Source organism: Bdellovibrio sp. HAGR004, assembly GCF_055397015.1.
The window spans coordinates 1,433,752-1,454,625 of the sequence record NZ_AP029176.1 but is presented as its reverse complement, the minus strand read 5'-3'; the positions used below and the strand labels follow the sequence as shown (position 1 = coordinate 1,454,625).

Here is a 20,874-nt window from a genome sequence, read left to right as displayed (position 1 = left end):
TGGGGGCCTTTTTCAACAACCGCCTAGTGAGAGGCTTCGATGTTGCCTTTTTTCAGGGACCACAAGAACGACGTCAGGATAATAATCCCACCGCTCAGGCCTGTGAACCATTCGGGAATGTGCAGGAACGGATCTGCCAACATGATCATGGAAAGCAAACCGATGGCATAGAAGGCCCCGTGCTCCAGGAAGGCAAACTTGGTCAGTGCCTCTTTTTCCACGAACATGATCGTCAAACTACGCACGAAGAAGGCTCCGATACTAAGACCAATCATAATGATGAACAAATTGTGCGTGATCGCAAAGGCTCCCACCACGCCGTCGAAACTGAATGACGCATCCAGAACTTCCAGATACAGGAACATCCCGGCACTGGCCTTGTGCACGTCGTGCATTTGCTCATCAGAGGCCTCCAACCAGGAACCAATACCATCCACGATCACGTAAGTGATCAGACCGGCCATCCCCGCCATCAGGAACGGCAAGGCTTCTTCTTTGGGCAGGAAGTTCGTGATCAAAATAAGAATAATCAAACTTAAGCAGACTTCGATGGCTTCAACTTTGCTGCCAATATAACGAGTCGGCTTTTCAATAAACGGAATCCAGTGCAAATCCTTGCTGCCGTCATAGAAGTACTTTAGCGCCACCATCAACAGGAAGCTTCCTCCGAAGGCTGCCACCTGCAAGTGAGCATCGAGCATCATTTTGGCGTAATCATCCGGCTTCGTCGCCGCGATCACCAAGGCTTCCCACGGATTTACATCCGCCATGAAGGTCACAATCAATAATGGGAAGACCAGGCGCATCCCAAAGACCGCGATAAGCATCCCCCAAGTCAGGAAACGATGACGCCAGACCGGAGTCATTTCCTTTAGAACAACAGCGTTCACAATCGCATTATCGAAAGACAATGAGATTTCAAGAATCGCCAGAATGGAGGCAATAAAAAGAGCCTGAAGACCGGCTGTCACCGTACCACCGTAGTAGTGACCCACGAAGTAAGACGCAATCAGACCGATGAAGGTAAAGACAAAGGAACCTGTAAAGTATTTCATTCTGACAGATTTCCCCGATTCCGCCCTAAGAATCAAGGGCGGTCGTTGAAGACATGGCTTGTCAAAAATGAACTCGGTTTATTTCAAGAGAGGCTTCAGGAATTTGCCTGTTTCACTGGCAGGGACCTTAGCCACTTGTTCTGGAGTTCCCGTGGCAACGATATAGCCGCCGCCTTTTCCTCCATCCGGGCCCAGGTCGATCACATGGTCCGAGGTCTTCACCACTTCCATATTGTGTTCAATAACCAGCACGGTGTTCCCCTGGTCCGCAAGTTCTTGAATCAGCTCCACCAATTTGCGAACGTCATCAAAGTGCAAACCCGTGGTGGGCTCATCTAAAATGTACAGCGTCTTACCCGTGCCGCGACGGGAAAGCTCTTTGGAAAGCTTCACACGCTGAGCCTCACCCCCGGAAAGAGTGGTCGAACTCTGACCCAAAGTCATATAGTCCAGCCCCACCCGATGCAAAGTTTCAAGCTTGCGATAGATCTGCGTGTGGTTGCGGAAGAACTCCAAAGCCTCGCCCACGCTCATTTCCAGGACATCGGCGATGGATTTATTTTTGTATTTTACGTTCAAAGTCTCGCGGTTGTATCTGCGCCCCTGACAAGTATCGCAGGTCACAAACACATCACTAAGAAAGTGCATCTCCATACGGATCTGTCCGTGTCCCATGCAGGTTTCACAGCGTCCGCCTTTGACGTTAAAGCTGAAACGTCCCGGTTCGTAACCGCGCAGTTTTGAATCCGGCAAGTTTGCAAACAGATCACGAATCATCGGGAACAGCCCCACATAAGTTGCTGGAGTCGACCGCGGCGTTCGCCCGATGGGTTTTTGATTGATATCAATGACCTTGTCGATGTACTCAAGACCCTGAATCTTTTTATAAGGAGATGGCTGTGCCAGCGCCTTATAAAAGTGCTGCGCCAAAATCTTGTATAGAGTGTCGATGATCAGGGTGCTTTTTCCTGACCCGGACACCCCCGTCACTGTGGTGAAGGTCCCCAGAGGAATTTCCAGGTCCACATCGTGCAAATTGTTTCCACTGGCCCCCAAAAGCTTCAGGGTGTGACCGTTCCCCTTGCGACGTTCTTTGGGGACAGGAATGCGGATCTCGCCACTGAGGTATTTCCCTGTTAATGAATTCGGGTTGGCCGCCAGTTCATCCGGCGTCCCTTGGGCCATTTTTTCTCCGCCCAAAATCCCCGCACGTGGCCCCAGGTCCACAACAAAGTCGGCGTAGCGAATGGTGTCTTCGTCATGCTCGACCAACAAAATGGTGTTCCCACGATCCTTCAGCTCACCGATAATATCCAGCAGTCTGTGATGATCCCGCGGATGCAGCCCGATGCTGGGCTCATCCATGACATACAGACAGCCGATCAAGGCCGAACCCACTTGCGTGGCCAGACGAATACGCTGGGCTTCGCCCCCCGACAGTGTGCGCGAAGGACGGCTGAGGGACAGATATCCTGTGCCGACTCGAATCAGATAATCCAGGCGTGCCAGGATTTGTTTCACGATCTTTTCCGCGATCAACTGGTCTTTGGTTTTCCATTCCAGTTTCGCGATCCAGTCCCGAAGCTCTACCGCACCCAAATCAGACAATTCAGCAATGGTTTTTCCGCCCAGACGGATATTCAGGGCTTCCGGCTTCAAACGACTGCCGTGACAATCCGGGCAGTCGTTCAAAACCATTTCTTCGCCTTCTTCATCGTCTTCGTCCGAAGTTTTTTTACCTTTGTATTTGTAAACGACTTTGTCGAGTTTTTTACCACCGACTTCACCGTCAGAGAATTGCTCCTCTTCTTCCAGATCTATCGTCCCCAGTCCGTTGCATGTCGGGCAGGCCCCACGTGGGTTGTTGAAACTGAAAAGTCTTGGTTCGATCTCCGGGAAGCTGAAGCCGCACTCGGGACATGCCGAATGCAAAGAATAAGACACACGATCCCCGTCCAGAGTTTCAATGATCACGCGGCCATTGGCCATGGAAAGTGCGGTGTTGATGCTTTCAGAAAGACGCAGCTTCAGGCTGTCTTTCAGAATCAACTGATCAATCACCAGATCAATATCGTGGGTTTTGGTCTTGGCAAGCTTGGTGGCCTTATCAAGATCAATCATCTTGCCGTCGACTTTGGCTTTGACAAAACCTTTCTTCGCCCAGCGTTGGAATTCAGCTAAGAACTCCCCTTTTTTTCCCGACGCCATCGGAGCCAGGACATAAAACTTAGTCCCCTGGCTTTTTTTGAACACCTCTTCGATGATCTGCTGCGGGGTTTGACTGCTTACTGGAATATGGTGGGTCGGACATTCCGGAACACCCAGCTTCGCATACAACAGGCGCAGGTAATCGTAGATCTCAGTCACCGTGCCCACGGTGGATCGAGGATTGGTACCGACAGATTTCTGATCGATCGCAATTGCCGGAGAAAGCCCCGTGATGGAATCCACTTCCGGTTTTTTTAGCTGTTCAAGGAAGTTTCGCGCATAGGCCGAAAGACTTTCTACATAACGTCTTTGTCCTTCAGCATAGACCGTATCAAATGCCAGCGAGGACTTCCCACTGCCACTTAATCCCGTAAACACGGTGATCTTGTTGCGCGGGATAGTGACACTCACGTCTTTGAGATTATGCTCTTTTGCGCCCTTAACTATGATTCCATCTTCAGCATGCGACATAACCCCAAAGTCTAAGCCCGAGCCTTCCAGAAGGAAAGCCGAGAAAAGGTGCCTGGTTGTTTTTTCTGGCTACGGCGCAGCAGTCCGTAGGAAAACACAAAGAACTCACAATAACTTGCACGACGGGCTTTTTAATTAACGAAGGACTTCCCCTGATGCATTGTAGCCAGAAAAAACAACCAGGCACCTTTTAGAGGCCGAAGCCGCATTTGGATTTTAGGTAAGTGTCAAAATCGGAGTCTGAGAAGTATTTGAAATGGGCGGCGGAGGATTGACGCTGGTCCGGCCACAGGTCTTTGGTGGGAACCTTGCATGTGCGCCCTTGTTTGCTGATCGTGGCTGTTCCGTTTTTCTGCAAACGAGGTTCATCCCCGCGAGCATCCACCCGCACAACAACACCTGAACCACGATAGGTCACTTTCGGAGGGTCAAGTTTCGTGCCCCCCTTGGTGATCGGACCATCTTCGCTCATCACTCCACCAATCACTTCACGAGTCTGCGCATTGAAAGTCACGGTCTCACCCGTCGGCAACGTCACGATTTGTCTGTTCCCTTCCACACGGATGTGCGGAAGCGTCTTGCGCGGAAACACCATCATGTAGGTTTCCTGAATATGGCTCAGGGTCGAATTCGGGGAATCACTGATATAAAACCCCAGATCCTGCCGGGCTCCCCCCTCGTATTCAAAGGTCCAAATTCGATCACGGTTTTCCGCTTTGCTGGGCACAATGCGATTGGGGCCCCGATTGAAGAGCTTAAATTTGCTTTCCGCCGGATCCCCCTGACTTGTGCAGGAATCATATGTGCCCACCGTCCGACACGTCACTGGGCGAACTCCATAAGGATTCACCGTGCGCGTGGGAGGGCGCAACGTCGGCGCATCAGCCGAAGATCGGCCTGCAAACTGACTGACTTTGGGAACAACCGCCTCTGATTGTTTGACATCACGGGAATAGAGCTTTGAAACTTCACAATCTCGGCAAGGACCACCGGGTTGCGCCTGTTCTTTGACGACCTTATTACCTTTTTCGATCTGACGAGCCACTTCGGCAGCAGTGTCTTTATTCTCTTTTTCCTGCGCACCGGCCGGAACCCTTAAAGCTTCCGTCTTGCGAGTTGTGCGCACACGATCGGCTTTTTCCACTTCTTTGGTGGTCTTGTCCTGAGCTTCAGCCTGTTCGCCTTCATAAAGCTTCATGCCGGGATTGGAAGGGTTGTAATAGACCCAGGCCTTTTCGCCTTTTTGTTTGCCGTCTAGCACTTCCACATTCAGCCCGTACTTACCGGAGCTGAACCTTTTTACTTCCTGAATTTTAGCTTTCGTCCCCGGAGGCAAAACAAAACGCACGTTGCGCGTGGACTTCAGAAAGTTGGCTGAATAACGAGCATTAAAGTAGCCCTCAAGCTCAACAAGCCCGCCACTGCTAATACCCAAAAAAAGAGGTGCGAGGATAATGACTCCCCACCTTTTTAAAGCCAACTTCATATAAGTCCTATCGGTCGTTCCAAAACAAGACTTAAGAAAACTGACCGTGACCGTTAATATTTTAATTCCAAAATGGCTTTTGCGGATCGAATCAAATATTCGAACGTTTCATCACTCGACTGATCGAGCTGGAATCCCCCATTGGATTCCAGGTCGATAAAGCCATTGAGCAGACAGCGAATAATGCGAACCTTATGTATGATCTCCTCCAGACTTCGGTCTGGAGTTTTGAGATCACTGGCCTCAGTCGCCAGTTGGACGATTTTATAGGCCTTCTGCAGCAACTCCTTGTTCTGAGAAGCAATGCCAAACTGAACACATTCGAACTTGAACGGATTCTCTTTCGAGAACGCCCGGTACGTTTCAAAAAAAACCCTGAGCTTCTGCTCCTGTGGGACTGACACCAAGGATTCTGCCAAAACCTCGGCAAATTCAATGGTGGCCTTCATGGAGAGTTCATTGCGCAAACCTTCGAGTCCGGAGAAATAATGATAAATAGAGGGGGACTTGACCCCGACCTTCTTTGCAATTCCAGCAATGCTCAACTCATGCCAGTGCGCCTTGGCCATGGTCTTTTCTATTTTAGCCAAAATATAGTCTTTATCGATCTGGTCTTTCTTTTTAGGCCTGCCCATACGCTCTTTGTATCACATCAAGATTCCCTCACCCTCGCTCAACCTGCTCTCGCAAAAGGATCAGGCTGGATGGTGGAGGTCGATCCGATCGCCTATTTCTTTAAAGGTTATTCCGTGCATGTAAGCAAAGAACTGGGACAGACAGGCCTGGTTCTGGATCTTGGCGTATTTGCCATGGATGTGCCGGATGATGTTGAAGCAAATAAAGACTTTGATACCAAGTTCGATGGATATGGATTTAAGTTGAATTATACCGGAGACCAGCCGGATGGATTCTTCGCAGGCATCTCTGGCGGGATCAACAATCTTTATGCTACAGAAAAAGTGTCACACGAGGAACAACAAGAATCCGTCGGCTCTGTTGGAATTCAAGCTGGATATCGCTTTGGCAATGAAGGCTTTTATATTCAACCGTGGATCGGGATCAACTACCTGCTAAACGACGTGACCTTTAAGATAAACAACAAAGAGTACGACCAAGAGCGCGTGCAATTCTTCCCAACGGTCCATTTGGGATATCAATTCTAAATATAAAACAAACCCTCGGATCCGACCTTGTGTCGGATCCGCCTTATCAGTTTACAGGTTCTTTGCCTGACAAGCAGGACACACCCCATACAGCTCAAGAATATGATGAGTCAGTTTGAAGCCAAATTGATTAGCAACTTTTTCCTGAAGACCTTCGATCGCTTTGTTTTCAAATTCGCAGATCTTACCGCACTTCACGCAAGTCAAATGATCGTGGTGACCTTTCGGGGTCAGCTCATAGCGCGCCGGCAAGCCGCCCATACGAACTTCCGTCACGAAAGACCCTTCTGTCAGCGTGCGCAGGAAGCGGTACACAGTGGCAAAACCAATATCTGGATGTTCTTTGTTGAGTTTTTCGTAAAGCTCTTGAGCTGTGACGTGGCGACGCCCTTCATGCAGAGCTTTTAAAATCGCCATACGCTGGCTGGTAACCTTGAGGTTCAAGGCGCGAATGATGCGCTTCAGCTCCCCCTCGTCGAACTCCTCAGAGTGAACAATGATGTCGTCGTCGTGTTGGCGCGGAAGGAATGGAACAGAATCTTTACCCATAATATGGTCACCTCAGGCCCCTAGTTATAGGGGAGCCCTTCAGATAAGTCCACATAATCAAGAATCATTATCAATTGATTTGCGCTAACCTTGCTTTTTCTGTGGAAACTAAAAACTACGTAATTTCAAACCCTTAGAAATGTGAGAAACCGCATTATGTGGGTGCAGGCTTTCCACATGGCTGAATTCAGCCACATAGTCCAAGATCGCAGGCTTCCCGTCCAAGGCATCCTTCACCCGACGAGCCGCGTCCTCACAGAACATCAGGTTCTGGCCGTTACGAAGAGCAAACTCCTGCTCGTCTTCACGCTTCACGGCCCCTTGCACTGCCGTTTGCAAAGCCTCCTCCACCACGTCGATCAAGTCACCGTAATGGAAGTCCGGACCGACTTCAGCCTTCACGCGGGCAAAACTGCGCTGAGCATGTGGAGTCGCCACAATCCCCTGCGGAGTTCCCAACCACGCATGCACAATATCGAAATCCAAAGTCTGATCATTGGAAAACTGCTGTTTGAAACCATCCTGAATCAACTGACGCGACAAAGCCGCCGAAGCCGGGCAAGTGCTGGAATAAGTCACGATCACTTCCGCAAAGTAGCTGATTTTACCGTCTTCATTGAACGCTGACAGAACCACCGGATAAGAGCGCCAAGCCTGGTTATTACTTTTTAAAGCCTTACGCACCAAGGGAGCCTCGAACTGCACCTGAACCAGCGCCCGCGTGGAAAGATCCTCGTGAGTGCGCAGAAACTCGGACGTCACCTGCCCCAGAAGGCCCAGAGTCAAATCAGACTTGGTCATCATTTCCTGGGACAACAAATACAATCGCGACATGTGAATGCCACGGGAAGGTTTTTTGTCCAGACTGACTTTGGCGTCGACTCGTGCCGGAATACGATACTGGCCATCGGCCTGTTTCAGGATCACCGGAAGCTCAATAGCCCCCATCCCCACCCAGTCAATCGGGGCAAATCGTTCAGCATGAGTTTCTTTGGCTACGTCAGGAAGAGTTTGTTTCGTCATAAGCTTATATCCAATTCACCCCCTTCTTAGCGCAATTTCCTGCAAATGGCTCTGAATTTTGCCATTCACGAAGCTTTTTCAACCAGATGCGCCGCAAGAGTGAGGTTAAAGTGATGCCGCTGCCAGCAAGAACGGATATATTGAGCCCTATGCCAAAAAAGCAACTGATCCTCGCAAGTACATCGAAATACCGCCAAGAACTTCTTTCTCGTTTGGCTTACGCTTACACGGCCCAGGCCCCTCTGATCGACGAAGATAAAGAAAAAGACCCGGCCCTGGCACCGCAGGCTCTGGCAGAAAAACTGGCGGATCTGAAAGCCGCCAGCCTGCAAAGGCACGACGCGGTTGTGATTGGCGGAGACCAACTGGTGTCCTTCGAAGGCCGCATTATCGGCAAGGCCCACACCGCTGAGAAGGCCGTTGAACAACTGATGAGCATGCAGGGAAAAACTCATGAATTAATCACCGCCATCTGCATTTACGACGGTGACAAAAAGATTCCCTACACGGACATCACGCGCATGCACATGAAGAAAATGTCCCGCGAGCAGATTGAAAAGTATGTCAGCCTGGACAATCCCATTGACTGCGCCGGAAGTTATAAAATTGAAAAACACGGAATCATGCTGTTTGATAAAATCGAAAGCCAGGATTTCACTGCCATTCAAGGATTGCCCTTGATCGCCCTGAACAAAATATTAGAGAATCTAGATCTATGAATGAAACACAGAAAAAACTTTTTGAAGCCGCCTGCCAAGTTCAACGTAAAGCTCACGCCCCCTACTCTGGCGCACTGATCGGGGCCTCCGTCCTGATGGGCGATGGCCAGATTTTCACAGGCTGCAATGTGGAAAATGCGTCCTACGGCGGGACGGTCTGTGCCGAGCGTGTGGCCATCTTCAAAGCGGTCAGCGAAGGCGCACAAAAACTGATCAAGGAAATTTTGGTTGTCAGTGATGCAGAAAAGCCCTGGCCACCTTGCGGATTCTGCCGCCAGGTGATTGCAGAGTTTGCCAATGAACACACAATTATTCATACCGCAAATCTTCAAGGTAAGGTGAAATCATTCCAGTTCCCGGAGATTTTCCCGGAAGCTTTCACACCAAAACATCTTGATTAGGGACGCAAAAGGGGAAAAGACATGCCACTGCTTTGGGTGATATTTCTTTTTTCCTTATCTGCTGAGGCCCAAAAAGTTCGCTTTGCCTCGGACCCTTATCCGCCCTTTATCTATGAGGAAAATGGGGTCCCGAAAGGGACTGCCCTGCCTCTGCTGGCGAAAATGCTTGCCATCAAAGAATCGGATCTGGACGTTAAAATCATCCCCTGGAAGCGGGCCCTCAAAGAAGCAGAGAACGGGGCCGTGGATATTATCGGCCCGATGCAAGTGGACCCGAAAAAAACCTATCTGACTTACACAAAACAAGTGATCAAAACAGAAGAAGCTCTGTGGACACTGGCCAGCAACCAGTATTTATCACAGCTGCGCTGGGAAACACCTCAGGACTTGCGCTACTACAGTATCGGTTATGTTCTGGGTTACGAATACGGGGAACCTCTGGGAAGCTACCTGAAGGCCCCCAAAAGCCGCAAAGTGGAGGTGCAAAGTGTCGCCCAGGGATTGCGTAAGCTGTACACCGGAGAGATTCAGCTGTTCGTCTGCAACACGGACGTCCTGGCCTTCTATGCTCAACAGGAAGGCATCCCGCTGAAATCCTTCAAGCGTGTGGGTCGGCCGATCATCGAAGACTTCGGTGTTTTCGGTATTTCAAAAAAATCCCGGTTAAACAAGGACGTGCAAAAGATCAATGCGCGCGTCCCTTCACCTTGATTTAGCGGAAGTTTACAAAGTAACGATAAAACTCTCCGGACTTCCCCTGAAGCTGACTTTGCAGCTCCTTCAACAGCTGCACGTAAGGACGGAATTCAGGCTCCTCCTGCTGCGCAAGCAGACGCTCTGCTTTTGCCAGATTCTGCAAAGTATAGGATTTGCGAAGCTCCAATCCTAATTCGTTCGTGGAAGAACGATTCGGGTCTACAGAGAATTGCACACGCACACCATAGTGATCCGAAAGCGGTTCGCGCTGGGTCCCGCGCATGTTCACTTCACCGGATTCCACGCGCAAGGTCGTGGAGGATTCACCGATATTGGAGTAAAAGATATAGTCAAAAACCTGATCCGTCAGCATCCAGCCCCGTGGATTCCCTGCACAATAAGTACAGTAACCCTTCTTGGGATAGCCGCCCATGGCGTCTTCCATCGCATCGCGAGTGCCTAACGTTGCCAGCACCAAGGCCCGCTCCAGACTGCCAACATTGGCATTAAAATCACCTGACAGAAGCATTTTCATATCCTGATGCTGCAAGCGCCACTTCAAAATATCCAAGACCTGTGTCACCCGCACGGCCGGAGACGACGGATGCAAGTGCGTGTTGATGAAATAAAAGTCCTCATCAATCCCAAAGAACCCGGCCTTCACCACATGAAAAGCCTTGCGCACATTTAAAGCCTCGCGCACGGAATCCAGAACACCGCCTTCGTTGTTCACATCAAATGCCTGCGTTTGTGTACCCTTAATATCCCCCATAACCAGGGACATCACACCAATGCGAGAGTCGCGGTTCGGGGCACTGATGCTGTATTGTCTTTTTAGATTTCTTTCGATCAGATTGATCTGCGGCTCGTTCCAGACTTCCTGCAAATGAACCACCTCACACTTGGGGATGGCCTGTAGTAAGCCGGTCATGCGCTCGGTGCGGCCTTCAATATCCTTGGCATAGATAGGGCCGTAGGCATTGAAGTTCTGCAAACAAAAGCGCGGTGGACGAGGGTCCGGAGCCCAGTAGCTTTCCGCAAAGGCCTGAACGGACATCACCAAGGCGCTTCCCAGAATCCATGCTTTCAGTTTCATACAAACCTCGTTTGGTAGACTTCAATTAAAGGAATCCACATATTTCAAAGCAAACCCAGTGCCCACCCAAAAAACACCAGGGCCCGGATAAGCCCCTAAGAGCGTCTAAAAGATCGACACCGAGCCTTGCATTGTCATTGGTGATCTGAACTGACCGAGCACCACTGCGATCCAAGGCCGTATTACAAAGTCAAAAGAATGTCCTGAGAACAAAGATGAATGCGAATGTCCTCCAACAGACATCCCGAGGACAGTGTCGTCCCCTTAAAGGGCTTTAGCTTTTCCAGAAGCTCTGACAAACCCGATGTGTTTTGCAGCGACTTCATGATCTTGAAGCCTTCATGCGGCAGATCCGCATCACAAGAGGACGGACGAAGCCAGGTTAAACTCACTCTCAGAAGCTCAAAATTCCCCGTCAAAGGCAACATCTCCAGATAGTGAGAATAGGCCCATCGAATCCCGGCAGGATCCTCATCCTGACTCCAGGACAAACTCCAGCCACGCTCTTCCCGCAGCATCAGACTGCACAACTGGGCCCCTTGAGAGGTCGCTTTGCCTGAAAGTTCTGACCGGATTGCCTGCATCAAACCATGCAAATCGGAACAGGAATTCTGCTCGGCCCGAGCTTTCACCTCGGCCAACCAGCTATCGACGTGCATCAGGTTCACACTCATCCCCGACAAGGGATCAAGCTGTCCATCCTGGCGCGAAAACCCTGCCGCCAGATGAAATAAGAAACCCCGTCGAGAGGACGGGGTTTCTTGCAAGACAATTCGAATGGGAATCTCTCTTACGAATTGCAGCATTTAGTTCAACTGCAACGCCTGAGTGTTCATAGTCACATGAGACTTGGAACGGAACTGATTGATCCAGGCCTCAAACATGCCGTCGCCACGGCGTTTTTGAAGCATTTCAACAGACATTGGTTCAAGGGCCGTCTTCACTTCTTCCATTTTTGATTCTTTCAACTTCAATACATATTTCGCATTGCCGTCACGAACCAAGCGCTTCAAAAGAGGCTGAGCTTTTGTCAGCTCAAAAACCGCTTCCGTTGCCACAGAACTTGTGATCTTTGGGAATGTCTCGGAATCCAAGGAAACAAGACCTGTTTCCTCCCACGTCGCCTTCAGTTCTTTCAACTGCGCGTTAACTGCGGCTTCGTCACCCTTTACCAAAGCTTCATCCAAAGCCTTAATGGCGGCTTCCGCTTTTTCTTTGGTCATCGCTTTGCTGGCAGCTTCGGAATCAATCTTCACAAAAGTGACATTGATTTTGGAACCGCGGATGTCCTGAAGCTTCTTCAACTCCACAGACGTTGGCTGTGTCACCAGCTCAAACAAAGAACGCACGCGCACATTGGCAATATCCTTGCGCACTTTGCTCTCAAAGTTGCCTGGAGTGGAACGTGTGGACTCCAAGTAACGGGAATAGAATTCTCTCTGGAACTGACCATTTTGCTGGAAGAAAGGGATGTCCTTCACGATAAAGTCACGAACTTCTGCATCTGTCGCCAGAATGCCGTTCTTTTCAGCAGCTTGAGACACCAGTTCCATGCGAACCAGGTTTTCCAAAGCTTGCTGGCGCAAAAGTTGACGCTGAGAGCTAAAGTCCATCTGACTTCCAAACAGGTTTTGGTAATACTGTTGGATACGGTTTTCTTCATTTTGGAAGTCCGCCACAGAGATCAACGTGTTATTCACACGCGCAACGGAACCAATTCCCGCACCCATTTGGCCGGGCATGCCGAAGAAGACAAAAACCATAATGATAGCTCCGAAAACCACCATCGCCGTGATGCTCTTTGTGGAGAGTTTTCTCTTCAACTTATCTGCCATACTGTCGCTCATAACTTCATCCTTCCTGAAACGAACTTCAAAAACGCCGATTCATTACCCAACTATTTTTATTTTTTTTCAAGGGGAAATTGTTGAATTCCCTGAAGCTTTTGACTAGCGTTGGAAATATTAGACAGGGACGCACTAAAAAACCGTCCCCATCCATATTGCAACAAAGAGGAACCGGTTTTGAATTTCTTCAACTTTGATCTCAAGAAACTTGTGATGATAGGGATTGTTTTGGCATTGCCGCTTATTTCTATCAACATGCAGCAGCGTCCGCAGGAATCCAACTGGTTGGCCAAGCCCTTCAGCCTTCTTGGAAGTGCAGTGTCAGAGACCTTCTACGGCTTTAGTTCCGGCGTCAAAGGCACCACGGCCATGTATCTGGATCTGATCAACATTAAAAAGCACAGCGAGCAATTGACCAGCACCAACAACGAGCTGCAGGCCCGTCTGGAGAAAATGAACGAGCTTTTGATCGAAAACGACCGCCTGCGCGGACTTTTGGCATTCAAAGAACAAACCAAGATGTCCCTGATCGCAGCACAAGTGATTGGACGTGATCTGGTGATCGACCACAACACCATCACCATCAACAAGGGAACTAAGGACGGATTGAAGGCCGGTCAGGCCGTCATCACCACCGGCGGCGTTCTGGGTTATATCTTTAAGCCAGACACTTTCACCTCCCATGTCATGCTGATCACTGACCGCTATGCGGTTGTTGACGGGATTGTACAAAGAACCCGCGCCCACGGGATTGTCGAAGGCAAAAGCCAGTACAGTAGCACCCTGCAATTGAAATACGTGGAAAGAACTGAAGATGTACAGGAAGGCGACCTGGTTGTCACCGGAGGTCTGGACAACATCTTCCCTAAAGGTTTCCCCGTGGCTGTGGTTGAATCCGTCGAAAAGAAGACTTTTAGTGTCTCCTTGAAAGTGGATCTGCGCCCGGTTGTGGACCCTTACAAAGTGGAAGAGGTCTTTATTATTTCTCAAGGAAACAACGAGGACTTTGGCGATAAGTATGCGCCTAAATCCGCCGAAGGCACCGAATCCGGTGCCTCTGCAGAAACCGTGGCCTCGCCCACGCCAGCCCCCACCGCTCCAGCGGCCAGCCCTGCTCCCGTGGCCACACCTAAACCTCAGGAGAAGAGACAGTGAAAATCCGCTGGAACGTCCTTCTGAATTTTTTGGTTTTCTTTGCCGTGCTGATGCTGTTGGCCGGCTTTCAGACCACATTTTGGTTTCAGCTTTTCGGGAATGTCCCTTCCCCTCTGCTGTGGCTGAATCTGATTGTATATGTGATCCTTTATCGTAAACCATTCCCGGCGATCTTCACGATTTACGCCATGGGCTTCATTTTGCTCACATTTACGGCCATGCCGTTGAAGATGATGTGGATCAGTCTCATCATTCTCTTTACCTTGGTCTATGGAATCAAAACACGCGTCTTTTGGTCCGGCTCAGGATATTATACGATTATGTGTGCCTTCTCTGCCGTGGCTTATCACCTGATTTATTTCTTTACTTCGATGGTGATAGAGAAGAACCCTGCAAGCTTTGAGATTGTAGACCGACTGGTACAAATTGTTCTGACTCCTTCTTTCGCGTTCCCGATGTACTGGCTGCTGGCCAAGATCGACAAGATCACACAGGACGAATTAATGCATGAGCCCGGAGGATTGGAACTATGAGTACCTACGTCAGTAATCCGGACGAGGCAAAAGAGTATCAGAGCCGGTATAAGATCTTTTATATCGCTATCGGTTTTGCCCTGACCATTTTCACAATGCGCCTGTGGTATCTGCAGATTATTTCTGGAAATGAGCTGCGCGAGTTCTCTGAGAAAAACCGTATCAAACAAAACAAAATCACCGCTCCCCGCGGACTGATGCTGGATCGTGACGGCAAAGTGCTGGTGGAAAATCTGCCGGGCTTTGAGGCCATCTTGTCGCCTCAGTATATTGAGAACCTGGATGAGCTGGCAAAAACCGTCGGCCCGGTTTTGAGCATGGAACCTGAAAAAGTCGTTTTGAAGGTTCAAAAAAGCCGCCGCCAGAACGGTCCGTTTGCGCAAATTCGTCTGAAAGAAAATCTCAGCCGCGAAGAGGTCTTCCGTCTGAAGCGCATGCGCCTGGACACCCCGGGGCTGGAGATTCGTGAATCCATCGTGCGTTTCTATCCTTTGCGTGAAAACGGAGCCCAGCTCTTTGGTTATGTGGGAGAGATCTCCAAACGCCAGTTGCCAATTCTGAATGAGCAATACAAAGGTGTACTGAAGTTTGATCAGGGCGACATTATCGGGAAAAGCGGACTGGAAGAAACTCTGGAAAAAGACATCCGGGGATCTGACGGCGTCAGCTTTATTCAGGTCGATGCCCACGGTCGTGAGGCTGTGACTCAAACTCCGAATATTTACGGCGAGCAGATCAAAGACATGATCCCGGTTCACGGGAACAATGCCATTCTGACGATTGACCGTGATATCCAGGAAGCGGCCTTTAAGTCGTTCATGAACTTAAATCGTATCGGTGCCGTCGTGGCCATGAAAACCAATGGAGAGATCCTGGCCTGGGTCAGCACTCCATCCTTTGATCCCAATGAGTTCTCAACCGGTATCTCCGCCCAGACGTGGTCCAAACTGATCAACGACCCGTTCAAACCTTTGCGTAATAAAGTTATCCAGGATCACAACGCTCCGGGATCGACGTTCAAACCTTTGGTGGCGGTTCCAGCACTGCAGGAAAAAGTGATCACCCCGACCACGATTGTTTCCGCACCGGGTGTGTTTTACTTTGGCCGTCGTCCTTACCATGACCACTTAAAAGGCGGTCACGGCAACATCACAATCTTTGAAGCTCTGGAAAGATCTTCGAACGTGTTTTTCTATAAGATGGGTATCGCGCTGGGTGTTGATAAGATGTTCGACTACATCAGTCTATTGGGTATCGGACAGAAAACCGGCATTGAGCTTTCCCGTGAAGTGTCCGGCACCATGCCGAATTCAGCATGGAAGAAGGCCACTGTTGGTGAAGAATGGCAACCCGGGGAAAACCTTTCCACGGCGATTGGTCAGGGCTTTGTGAACGTCACCCCACTTTCCATGGCGATTGCTTACAATGCTATCGGCACAGAAGGAAAGGTGGTTAAACCCTTCCTGCTCAGAAAAATCATAGATCAGGACGGGAAAGTTCTGCGTGAAAACTTCCCGCAGGTGGTTCGTGATCTGCAACAGACCCAACCCAATGGTGTGCACATTTCGCCAGAGACCTTTAAGACCGTCAAAGAAGGCCTCAGACGCGTGGCCAACGGTGATCGCGGAACAGCAAAGCACTGGAAAGTTCCTGGCGTGCAGATGGCGGGTAAAACCGGTACGGCCCAGGTCATGGGCTTCTCGGCCGACCAGATCTATGCAAAATGCGAAGGGCGTCCGATCCATATGCGTCACCACGGCTGGTACATTGCGTTTGCACCGGCAGACAACCCGGAAATTACCATTGCGGCTTTGGCGGAGCACTCCTGTCACGGAAGCACCGGGGCCGCACCGATTGTTCGCGATATTGTTCAGGCCTATTTCCAAAAATATCACCCTGAGGTGATCGAAGCGGCATTAAAAGCCAAGGGCGGCAAACGAGCACAGGCTCCGGTGGCTGCGCCAGAAACTGTTGAAGGAGAATAAGAGTGTTTACCTCTTTGCATGTAGAAGAAAGAACTCTCTTCAAAAAGTTAGATATCAACCTGATCATCGTCATTCTGGCTTTGAACGTGATTGGCCTGATCAATCTTTGGAGCGCCACCCACGGTCCGACGACTCAGGATGTGGCTTCGCTGTTTATTTCACAAATCATGTGGCTGATCGTCGGCTGGACGGTCTTCCTGGTCGTGACTATCGTTGATTATTCCGTCGTGATGCGAATTGCCGCCATCGCCTACTTCCTGAATCTGGGGGCCATTCTTTACGTGACCTTCTTCGGTAAGGTTGCTTTGGGGGCGCAACGCTGGATTGATCTGGGATTCTTCCGCTACCAACCGTCAGAAACCATGAAACTGGCATTGATTATGGTTATGGCCAAAATCCTTTCCACCCGTTCGACCTTTGGCAGCGGTATGGGATTAAAAGAATTGGCCCTGCCATTGATTGCCCTGCTGATCCCTTTTGGTTTGGTCGTTGAACAGCCCGACTTGGGGACGGCGATGATGCTGGCAGCCATCGGTGGATCCATGATGATTTTTGCGAAGATCCGAAAATCCATCCTGGCCACAATCATCGCTTTGGGCATTATTGCCATTCCGATTGCCTGGAAGTTTGTTCTGCACGATTATCAGAAGAACCGCGTGTTGACGTTCCTGTCCCCGACCAGCGATCCGCGCGGAACCGGATATAACAGCATCCAATCCAAGATTGCCGTGGGTTCGGGCCGCTTCTTCGGAAAAGGCTTTATGAAAGGGACTCAGTCCCAACTGGAATTCCTGCCTGAGCGTCACACCGACTTTATTTATTCTGTACTGAGCGAAGAGCACGGCTTTGTCGGCTCGATCGCGGTGATTGGTTTGTTCTGCTTCTTGTTCATCACCGGAATCCGCATTGCCTCCAATGCCCGGGATAAATTCGGAGCTCTTCTGACCGTCGGAGTTCTGTGTTACATCTTCTGGCATATGTTTGTGAACATCGGAATGGTTATCGGTTTACTTCCCATCGTGGGGGTTCCGCTGCCACTGCTGTCCTATGGGGGATCTAGCATGCTGACCACCATGGCCGGGCTGGGTCTGATATCGAGCGTGGCGTACCGCCGCTATCTGTTCTAGAATCGTTTTTAGATGCAAATCATCAAGCGCTGAGCCGACAACTCAGCGCTTTTTTTATTTCCTCAATCAAGCCTTTTTATCCTTGGTTTCATCGCAATTTGCGGTGTCTTATCCCGATTGTCTCAGAGCGGGAATTCATCCCATATCGACTAACCACTGATCAGACAGTGTTCATACTTTGATTGACACCCCCCGTTGCCATTTCAAATTCATCGCACCTGACACCTGATTCATTCCAAGACTTGATTCATTCCATGCACTTAGCTTTTCGGCACGACCCTTGAACTATTCCTCTGTAACAGGAGGACGCGGATATGAAAACGAAACATCTCAAAATCGGAATCGCCTTTGTCACCGCTTCGCTCACGTCGGTTCTATTTAACAACTTCTCTTTCTCCAGCTGGCACCATGAAGTGCCTGCTATAGAAAGCGTGAACGAAGCCTCCCGCATCGCTCACGCCAAAGAGCTTCTGGGTCGCGATTATACTGGCAGCGACGCTCAGGCACTGGAAGGCCAACAGGCGTTAAATGAAGCCATCTATCAAAAGGTTCAAAGCCAGCTTCCACCAAAATTCAAATACCAGGCCCGCGCCATTGCCCGCACGGTGATTGCCGAAAGTGCCAAATATAAATTGGACCCGGTGTTCGTCCTGGCTGTAATTAAAACGGAAAGTAAATTCAATCCACTGGTAGTCGGCCGCCACGGTGAGATCGGTCTGATGCAGATCAAGCCCGATACGGCTGAATGGATCGCTAAAAAATTTGATCTTCCCTGGAATGGCAAAAAGACATTGCAAAGCCCTGGAGCCAACATCAAGATTGGTCTGGCGTACATGAACTATCTGCGTGGCAAGTTCAACAACAAGGCCATGAAGTATGTCAGCGCCTATAACATGGGACCCACGAATGTGCGCCGTCTTCTGGCAAAGAACGTCAAGCCTGCGGAATACAATTCTCGCGTCATGAAAAACTATGGTGAACTGTATGCGAAGATGAACAGCTCTGAAACAACTCACCAGCGCATCGCCGCGTTCTAAAAAATCGATAAATGTTGATCCATGCACAGCCCTCAGGAGCTCCCTGGGGGCTGTGTCCTTCGCGGCTGTTCAGATGTTTGACAGACGCCCAAGCTCGTCCCTTTTGCAGGAATTTATACATCATAGATGGGCTAATCTCGCTTTAAACCACCCGTCAGATTGGAATAAGTTTCGCAAAGCAGTCTAGCATAAGGAGATCGCAAGCTTTTTGGGGGATAGTTCCCAGAAAAACTTTCGAACAAAACACTTTATGAAAAAGAAAATAGCAGCACTACTTTCATTGTTGATGTTGGGAAGCATCGCGCATGCGGCCCCTTACTATACCGGCGTTGGCTGTAACGAGACTGGCGACCGCTGTATCTTCGGAAAACCCTCCAAACGCGTGCTGCAGTGGTCGCGCAAGGGCACAACTCAGGAGCTGGGCGAACGCTGCGAGAAGTTCATAGAAAGCATCGATGCCCGCAAGAAGGACATCGCCTCCAAACGCGCTTTTGAATTGGAATACAAAAAATTCACCTACAGCTGGTCCAGCGAGATCGACAACAACGGTCGCGCCAAAATCATCTGCAGCGTTGAACTGCACTCCGAGCTTGAGAACGTAAAAATCATCGGCCAAAAAGTGAAAAGTCTTTTCTGGGTTTGTGAAAACAAAGACGATGCTGGTATCTGCAAGAACTACGAAAGTGATTGCGAAAGGATCCGCCAAGAGGCCCTGAAAGGCGAAAATGTACTGGATGCCACCATCTACCGTGGCGGCTCTTTGCTCCAGGGCAATATCTGCGATATCTACACAGCGACAGTAAAATAGATCCCCCAACCTCTGATGTTGGAATCTAAAAAGCCCTTCCCGAAGAATCTGCCTCCGCTTGGGGGACAGATCAGAAAAGAAGGGCTTTTTTTTATTTTTAAAAATCCATTTACGCCGCCGAACGAGCCCGGCTGCGCCCGTAAGCCACACATTCATCCAACATCTGAATATAATATGTCAGGGACTGGCGCAGATTGCTTAAAACCAGCTGTTGCTGATCCGGCGGCAGATGATTGATCTTCTCCATAGCCTCTTCCACGTGACCAATATCCTCCTCTGCATGGACCCGCAGAAAATGGGCCGCTTTAGGTCCGAAACTGGCTTCCACTTTCTTCCCAATCTCACCGCCAAAGCGTGCGGCCAGCGCCTCCAAAGCCAGGATGTAACCAAAGAACGCCATCGGTGAAGAGTGCTCAATATGATAGTACTGGGTTTGATACATCGCCGAGGCCGCTGACATCTCGGGCCAATCAGACATCTTACTGCCCAAACCCTTCATATCATTCACCAGAAGCTTCTCATGGCCTTTTTCCTCAGCGGTGTGAGCCAGGAAGCGCACATGATATTCCTGTGCTTCCAAGGGCGTGCGGGCCGCTGACAGAGCCAGCAAGCGCGTGGAGTGACTGACAAAGTAGTAAGTCTGCGCCACCCAGGCCGAATAACAGGCCCGGTCGCTCCACGGGAAGTTATCGATTTTATTTTTGCACTCTTGCATCAGGGAATTGAGCTCATCGGAAACATTCAATTTCATAACAGGCCTCTTCCGCAGCGATTAAGCCGCTTTTTTGTTGGACTTGATTTCTTGATTCAGGAAAGGAATGTGGCAGTTCTTCTCCGCCCACAGTTGATCGGTCAGGGCAGCCATTTTGGGATCAGCCAAAGGAGTCACTCGCCCCTTCTGGGTCATCAGCACTTCGCACTCGTAGTTCATCTTGCGAACATATCCAAAAAACTCTGTCCCACTTTTGCCGGATTTGCGGCGGACATTCAGATCTTTTCGACCTGTTCCGACCAGGCAATCCCAGGGCGAGGCATCCATCACCCGACTTCCCAGTGCAATAATTATCTCGGACCAGTTCACATCCGAGTTGCGGGAACGGTATTCCGGCAGCACCGTCAGGTACTCCATGCTCATCAGAGTGTTGATCCCACGCGCACGGAACTGCGCCAGGATCAGGTCGTTGTACGCCTTCATATAGTGATGATCCAGATGCGCCCTGGAGCGCAGATCAAACACACTGTACAGATGAAAACCCACAACCCGATCGTCGCGATCCCCGTCCGTAATACACACTATGATATCGTTGCGATGAAAGTCGTCCGCATTCAGCGGCTCGTTCACAGATCCCAAAACCTCACTGTAGACGGCACACCAAGCCTCATAGATCTTATTGCTCAGCTGTGCCGTTTCAGAGTTTAACTCTCTGGGATTAAACAAATGGTATTTGAAATTCCCCATGCACTTCTCCTTGCATGGGGTGTTCTTTCGGAATCTCTGTAGTTAACTTGATGGTG

Annotated in this window: 21 protein-coding genes; 10 read left to right on the top strand and 11 right to left on the bottom strand. The window is 49.9% G+C overall.

Annotated elements, in window-relative coordinates; genetic code table 11:
- Window positions 1–23 precede the first annotated feature (23 nt).
- The 4 genes from ACZ5ZV_RS07255 to ACZ5ZV_RS07240 all read right to left on the bottom strand — a co-directional run bounded on the left by ACZ5ZV_RS07255 (window position 24) and on the right by ACZ5ZV_RS07240 (window position 5,855).
- Window positions 24–1,055, bottom strand: a complete 1,032-nt coding sequence (locus ACZ5ZV_RS07255) for a DUF475 domain-containing protein (RefSeq protein WP_464120759.1) — start codon at window positions 1,053–1,055, stop codon at window positions 24–26.
- A 78-nt stretch (window positions 1,056–1,133) separates the two neighbouring features.
- Window positions 1,134–3,734, bottom strand: coding sequence for an excinuclease ABC subunit UvrA (uvrA, locus tag ACZ5ZV_RS07250; protein WP_464120758.1), 2,601 nt, complete (start codon window positions 3,732–3,734; stop codon window positions 1,134–1,136).
- Between the two features lie 190 nt (window positions 3,735–3,924).
- Window positions 3,925–5,220: a hypothetical protein gene (locus ACZ5ZV_RS07245; protein WP_464120757.1), complete on the bottom strand. Its 1,296-nt coding sequence runs from the start codon at window positions 5,218–5,220 to the stop codon at window positions 3,925–3,927.
- Window positions 5,221–5,273: 53 nt separating this feature from the next.
- Window positions 5,274–5,855 carry a TetR/AcrR family transcriptional regulator gene (locus ACZ5ZV_RS07240; protein WP_464120756.1) on the bottom strand — a complete coding sequence of 194 codons (582 nt, stop codon included), beginning with the start codon at window positions 5,853–5,855 and terminating at the stop codon, window positions 5,274–5,276.
- 69 nt (window positions 5,856–5,924) lie between these two features.
- On the opposite strand from ACZ5ZV_RS07240, the gene ACZ5ZV_RS07235 reads away from it, so the two are divergent.
- Window positions 5,925–6,383: a hypothetical protein gene (locus ACZ5ZV_RS07235; protein WP_464120755.1), complete on the top strand. Its 459-nt coding sequence runs from the start codon at window positions 5,925–5,927 to the stop codon at window positions 6,381–6,383.
- Between the two features lie 51 nt (window positions 6,384–6,434).
- Here ACZ5ZV_RS07235 and ACZ5ZV_RS07230 read toward each other — a convergent pair whose 3' ends face one another.
- Both ACZ5ZV_RS07230 and folE2 read right to left on the bottom strand, forming a co-directional pair.
- Window positions 6,435–6,932, bottom strand: coding sequence for a Fur family transcriptional regulator (locus ACZ5ZV_RS07230; protein WP_464120754.1), 498 nt, complete (start codon window positions 6,930–6,932; stop codon window positions 6,435–6,437).
- A gap of 108 nt (window positions 6,933–7,040) precedes the next feature.
- Window positions 7,041–7,955 carry a GTP cyclohydrolase FolE2 gene (gene folE2, locus ACZ5ZV_RS07225; protein WP_464120753.1) on the bottom strand — a complete coding sequence of 305 codons (915 nt, stop codon included), beginning with the start codon at window positions 7,953–7,955 and terminating at the stop codon, window positions 7,041–7,043.
- 149 nt (window positions 7,956–8,104) lie between these two features.
- Here folE2 and ACZ5ZV_RS07220 point away from each other — a divergent pair, with 149 nt between their 5' ends.
- From ACZ5ZV_RS07220 to ACZ5ZV_RS07210, 3 genes are read left to right on the top strand one after another with little or no spacing between them, the layout of a single operon-like run.
- A complete protein-coding gene (locus ACZ5ZV_RS07220) occupies window positions 8,105–8,674 on the top strand; it encodes a Maf family protein (RefSeq protein WP_464120752.1) in 570 nt (189 codons plus the stop codon).
- A complete protein-coding gene (locus ACZ5ZV_RS07215) occupies window positions 8,671–9,075 on the top strand; it encodes a cytidine deaminase (protein WP_464120751.1) in 405 nt (134 codons plus the stop codon). Before ACZ5ZV_RS07220 ends, ACZ5ZV_RS07215 begins: the two co-directional genes overlap by 4 nt.
- A gap of 21 nt (window positions 9,076–9,096) precedes the next feature.
- Complete coding sequence (locus tag ACZ5ZV_RS07210; RefSeq protein WP_464120750.1) at window positions 9,097–9,786, top strand: substrate-binding periplasmic protein; 690 nt, start codon at window positions 9,097–9,099, stop codon at window positions 9,784–9,786.
- Window position 9,787: 1 nt separating this feature from the next.
- On the opposite strand, the gene ACZ5ZV_RS07205 is transcribed toward ACZ5ZV_RS07210, so the two are convergent.
- The 3 genes from ACZ5ZV_RS07205 to ACZ5ZV_RS07195 all read right to left on the bottom strand — a co-directional run bounded on the left by ACZ5ZV_RS07205 (window position 9,788) and on the right by ACZ5ZV_RS07195 (window position 12,714).
- The gene (locus tag ACZ5ZV_RS07205) at window positions 9,788–10,867 is read right to left on the bottom strand and encodes an endonuclease/exonuclease/phosphatase family protein (protein ID WP_464120749.1); all 1,080 of its coding nucleotides are present in this window, start codon (window positions 10,865–10,867) and stop codon (window positions 9,788–9,790) included.
- A 182-nt stretch (window positions 10,868–11,049) separates the two neighbouring features.
- Window positions 11,050–11,673 carry a hypothetical protein gene (locus ACZ5ZV_RS07200; protein WP_464120748.1) on the bottom strand — a complete coding sequence of 208 codons (624 nt, stop codon included), beginning with the start codon at window positions 11,671–11,673 and terminating at the stop codon, window positions 11,050–11,052.
- Complete coding sequence (locus ACZ5ZV_RS07195) at window positions 11,674–12,714, bottom strand: SurA N-terminal domain-containing protein (RefSeq protein WP_464120747.1); 1,041 nt, start codon at window positions 12,712–12,714, stop codon at window positions 11,674–11,676.
- A 177-nt stretch (window positions 12,715–12,891) separates the two neighbouring features.
- Between ACZ5ZV_RS07195 and mreC the strand changes: the two genes are divergently transcribed.
- The 6 genes from mreC to ACZ5ZV_RS07165 all read left to right on the top strand — a co-directional run bounded on the left by mreC (window position 12,892) and on the right by ACZ5ZV_RS07165 (window position 19,359).
- Complete coding sequence (gene mreC / locus ACZ5ZV_RS07190; RefSeq protein ID WP_464120746.1) at window positions 12,892–13,869, top strand: rod shape-determining protein MreC; 978 nt, start codon at window positions 12,892–12,894, stop codon at window positions 13,867–13,869.
- The gene (locus ACZ5ZV_RS07185; protein WP_464120745.1) at window positions 13,866–14,402 is read left to right on the top strand and encodes a hypothetical protein; all 537 of its coding nucleotides are present in this window, start codon (window positions 13,866–13,868) and stop codon (window positions 14,400–14,402) included. The genes mreC and ACZ5ZV_RS07185 overlap by 4 nt, the downstream gene beginning before the upstream one ends.
- Window positions 14,399–16,387, top strand: a complete 1,989-nt coding sequence (gene mrdA / locus ACZ5ZV_RS07180; RefSeq protein WP_464120744.1) for a penicillin-binding protein 2 — start codon at window positions 14,399–14,401, stop codon at window positions 16,385–16,387. Before ACZ5ZV_RS07185 ends, mrdA begins: the two co-directional genes overlap by 4 nt.
- A 2-nt stretch (window positions 16,388–16,389) precedes the next feature.
- The gene (gene rodA / locus ACZ5ZV_RS07175) at window positions 16,390–17,514 is read left to right on the top strand and encodes a rod shape-determining protein RodA (RefSeq protein ID WP_464120743.1); all 1,125 of its coding nucleotides are present in this window, start codon (window positions 16,390–16,392) and stop codon (window positions 17,512–17,514) included.
- 314 nt (window positions 17,515–17,828) lie between these two features.
- Window positions 17,829–18,551 carry a lytic transglycosylase domain-containing protein gene (locus ACZ5ZV_RS07170; RefSeq protein WP_464120742.1) on the top strand — a complete coding sequence of 241 codons (723 nt, stop codon included), beginning with the start codon at window positions 17,829–17,831 and terminating at the stop codon, window positions 18,549–18,551.
- A gap of 250 nt (window positions 18,552–18,801) precedes the next feature.
- Window positions 18,802–19,359, top strand: a complete 558-nt coding sequence (locus ACZ5ZV_RS07165; protein ID WP_464120741.1) for a hypothetical protein — start codon at window positions 18,802–18,804, stop codon at window positions 19,357–19,359.
- 109 nt (window positions 19,360–19,468) lie between these two features.
- Here the strand turns inward: ACZ5ZV_RS07165 and ACZ5ZV_RS07160 are convergent, their stop codons facing one another.
- Both ACZ5ZV_RS07160 and ACZ5ZV_RS07155 read right to left on the bottom strand, forming a co-directional pair.
- Window positions 19,469–20,110 carry an iron-containing redox enzyme family protein gene (locus ACZ5ZV_RS07160; protein WP_464120740.1) on the bottom strand — a complete coding sequence of 214 codons (642 nt, stop codon included), beginning with the start codon at window positions 20,108–20,110 and terminating at the stop codon, window positions 19,469–19,471.
- A 21-nt stretch (window positions 20,111–20,131) separates the two neighbouring features.
- Window positions 20,132–20,818 carry a hypothetical protein gene (locus tag ACZ5ZV_RS07155; RefSeq protein ID WP_464120739.1) on the bottom strand — a complete coding sequence of 229 codons (687 nt, stop codon included), beginning with the start codon at window positions 20,816–20,818 and terminating at the stop codon, window positions 20,132–20,134.
- Window positions 20,819–20,874 lie beyond the last annotated feature (56 nt).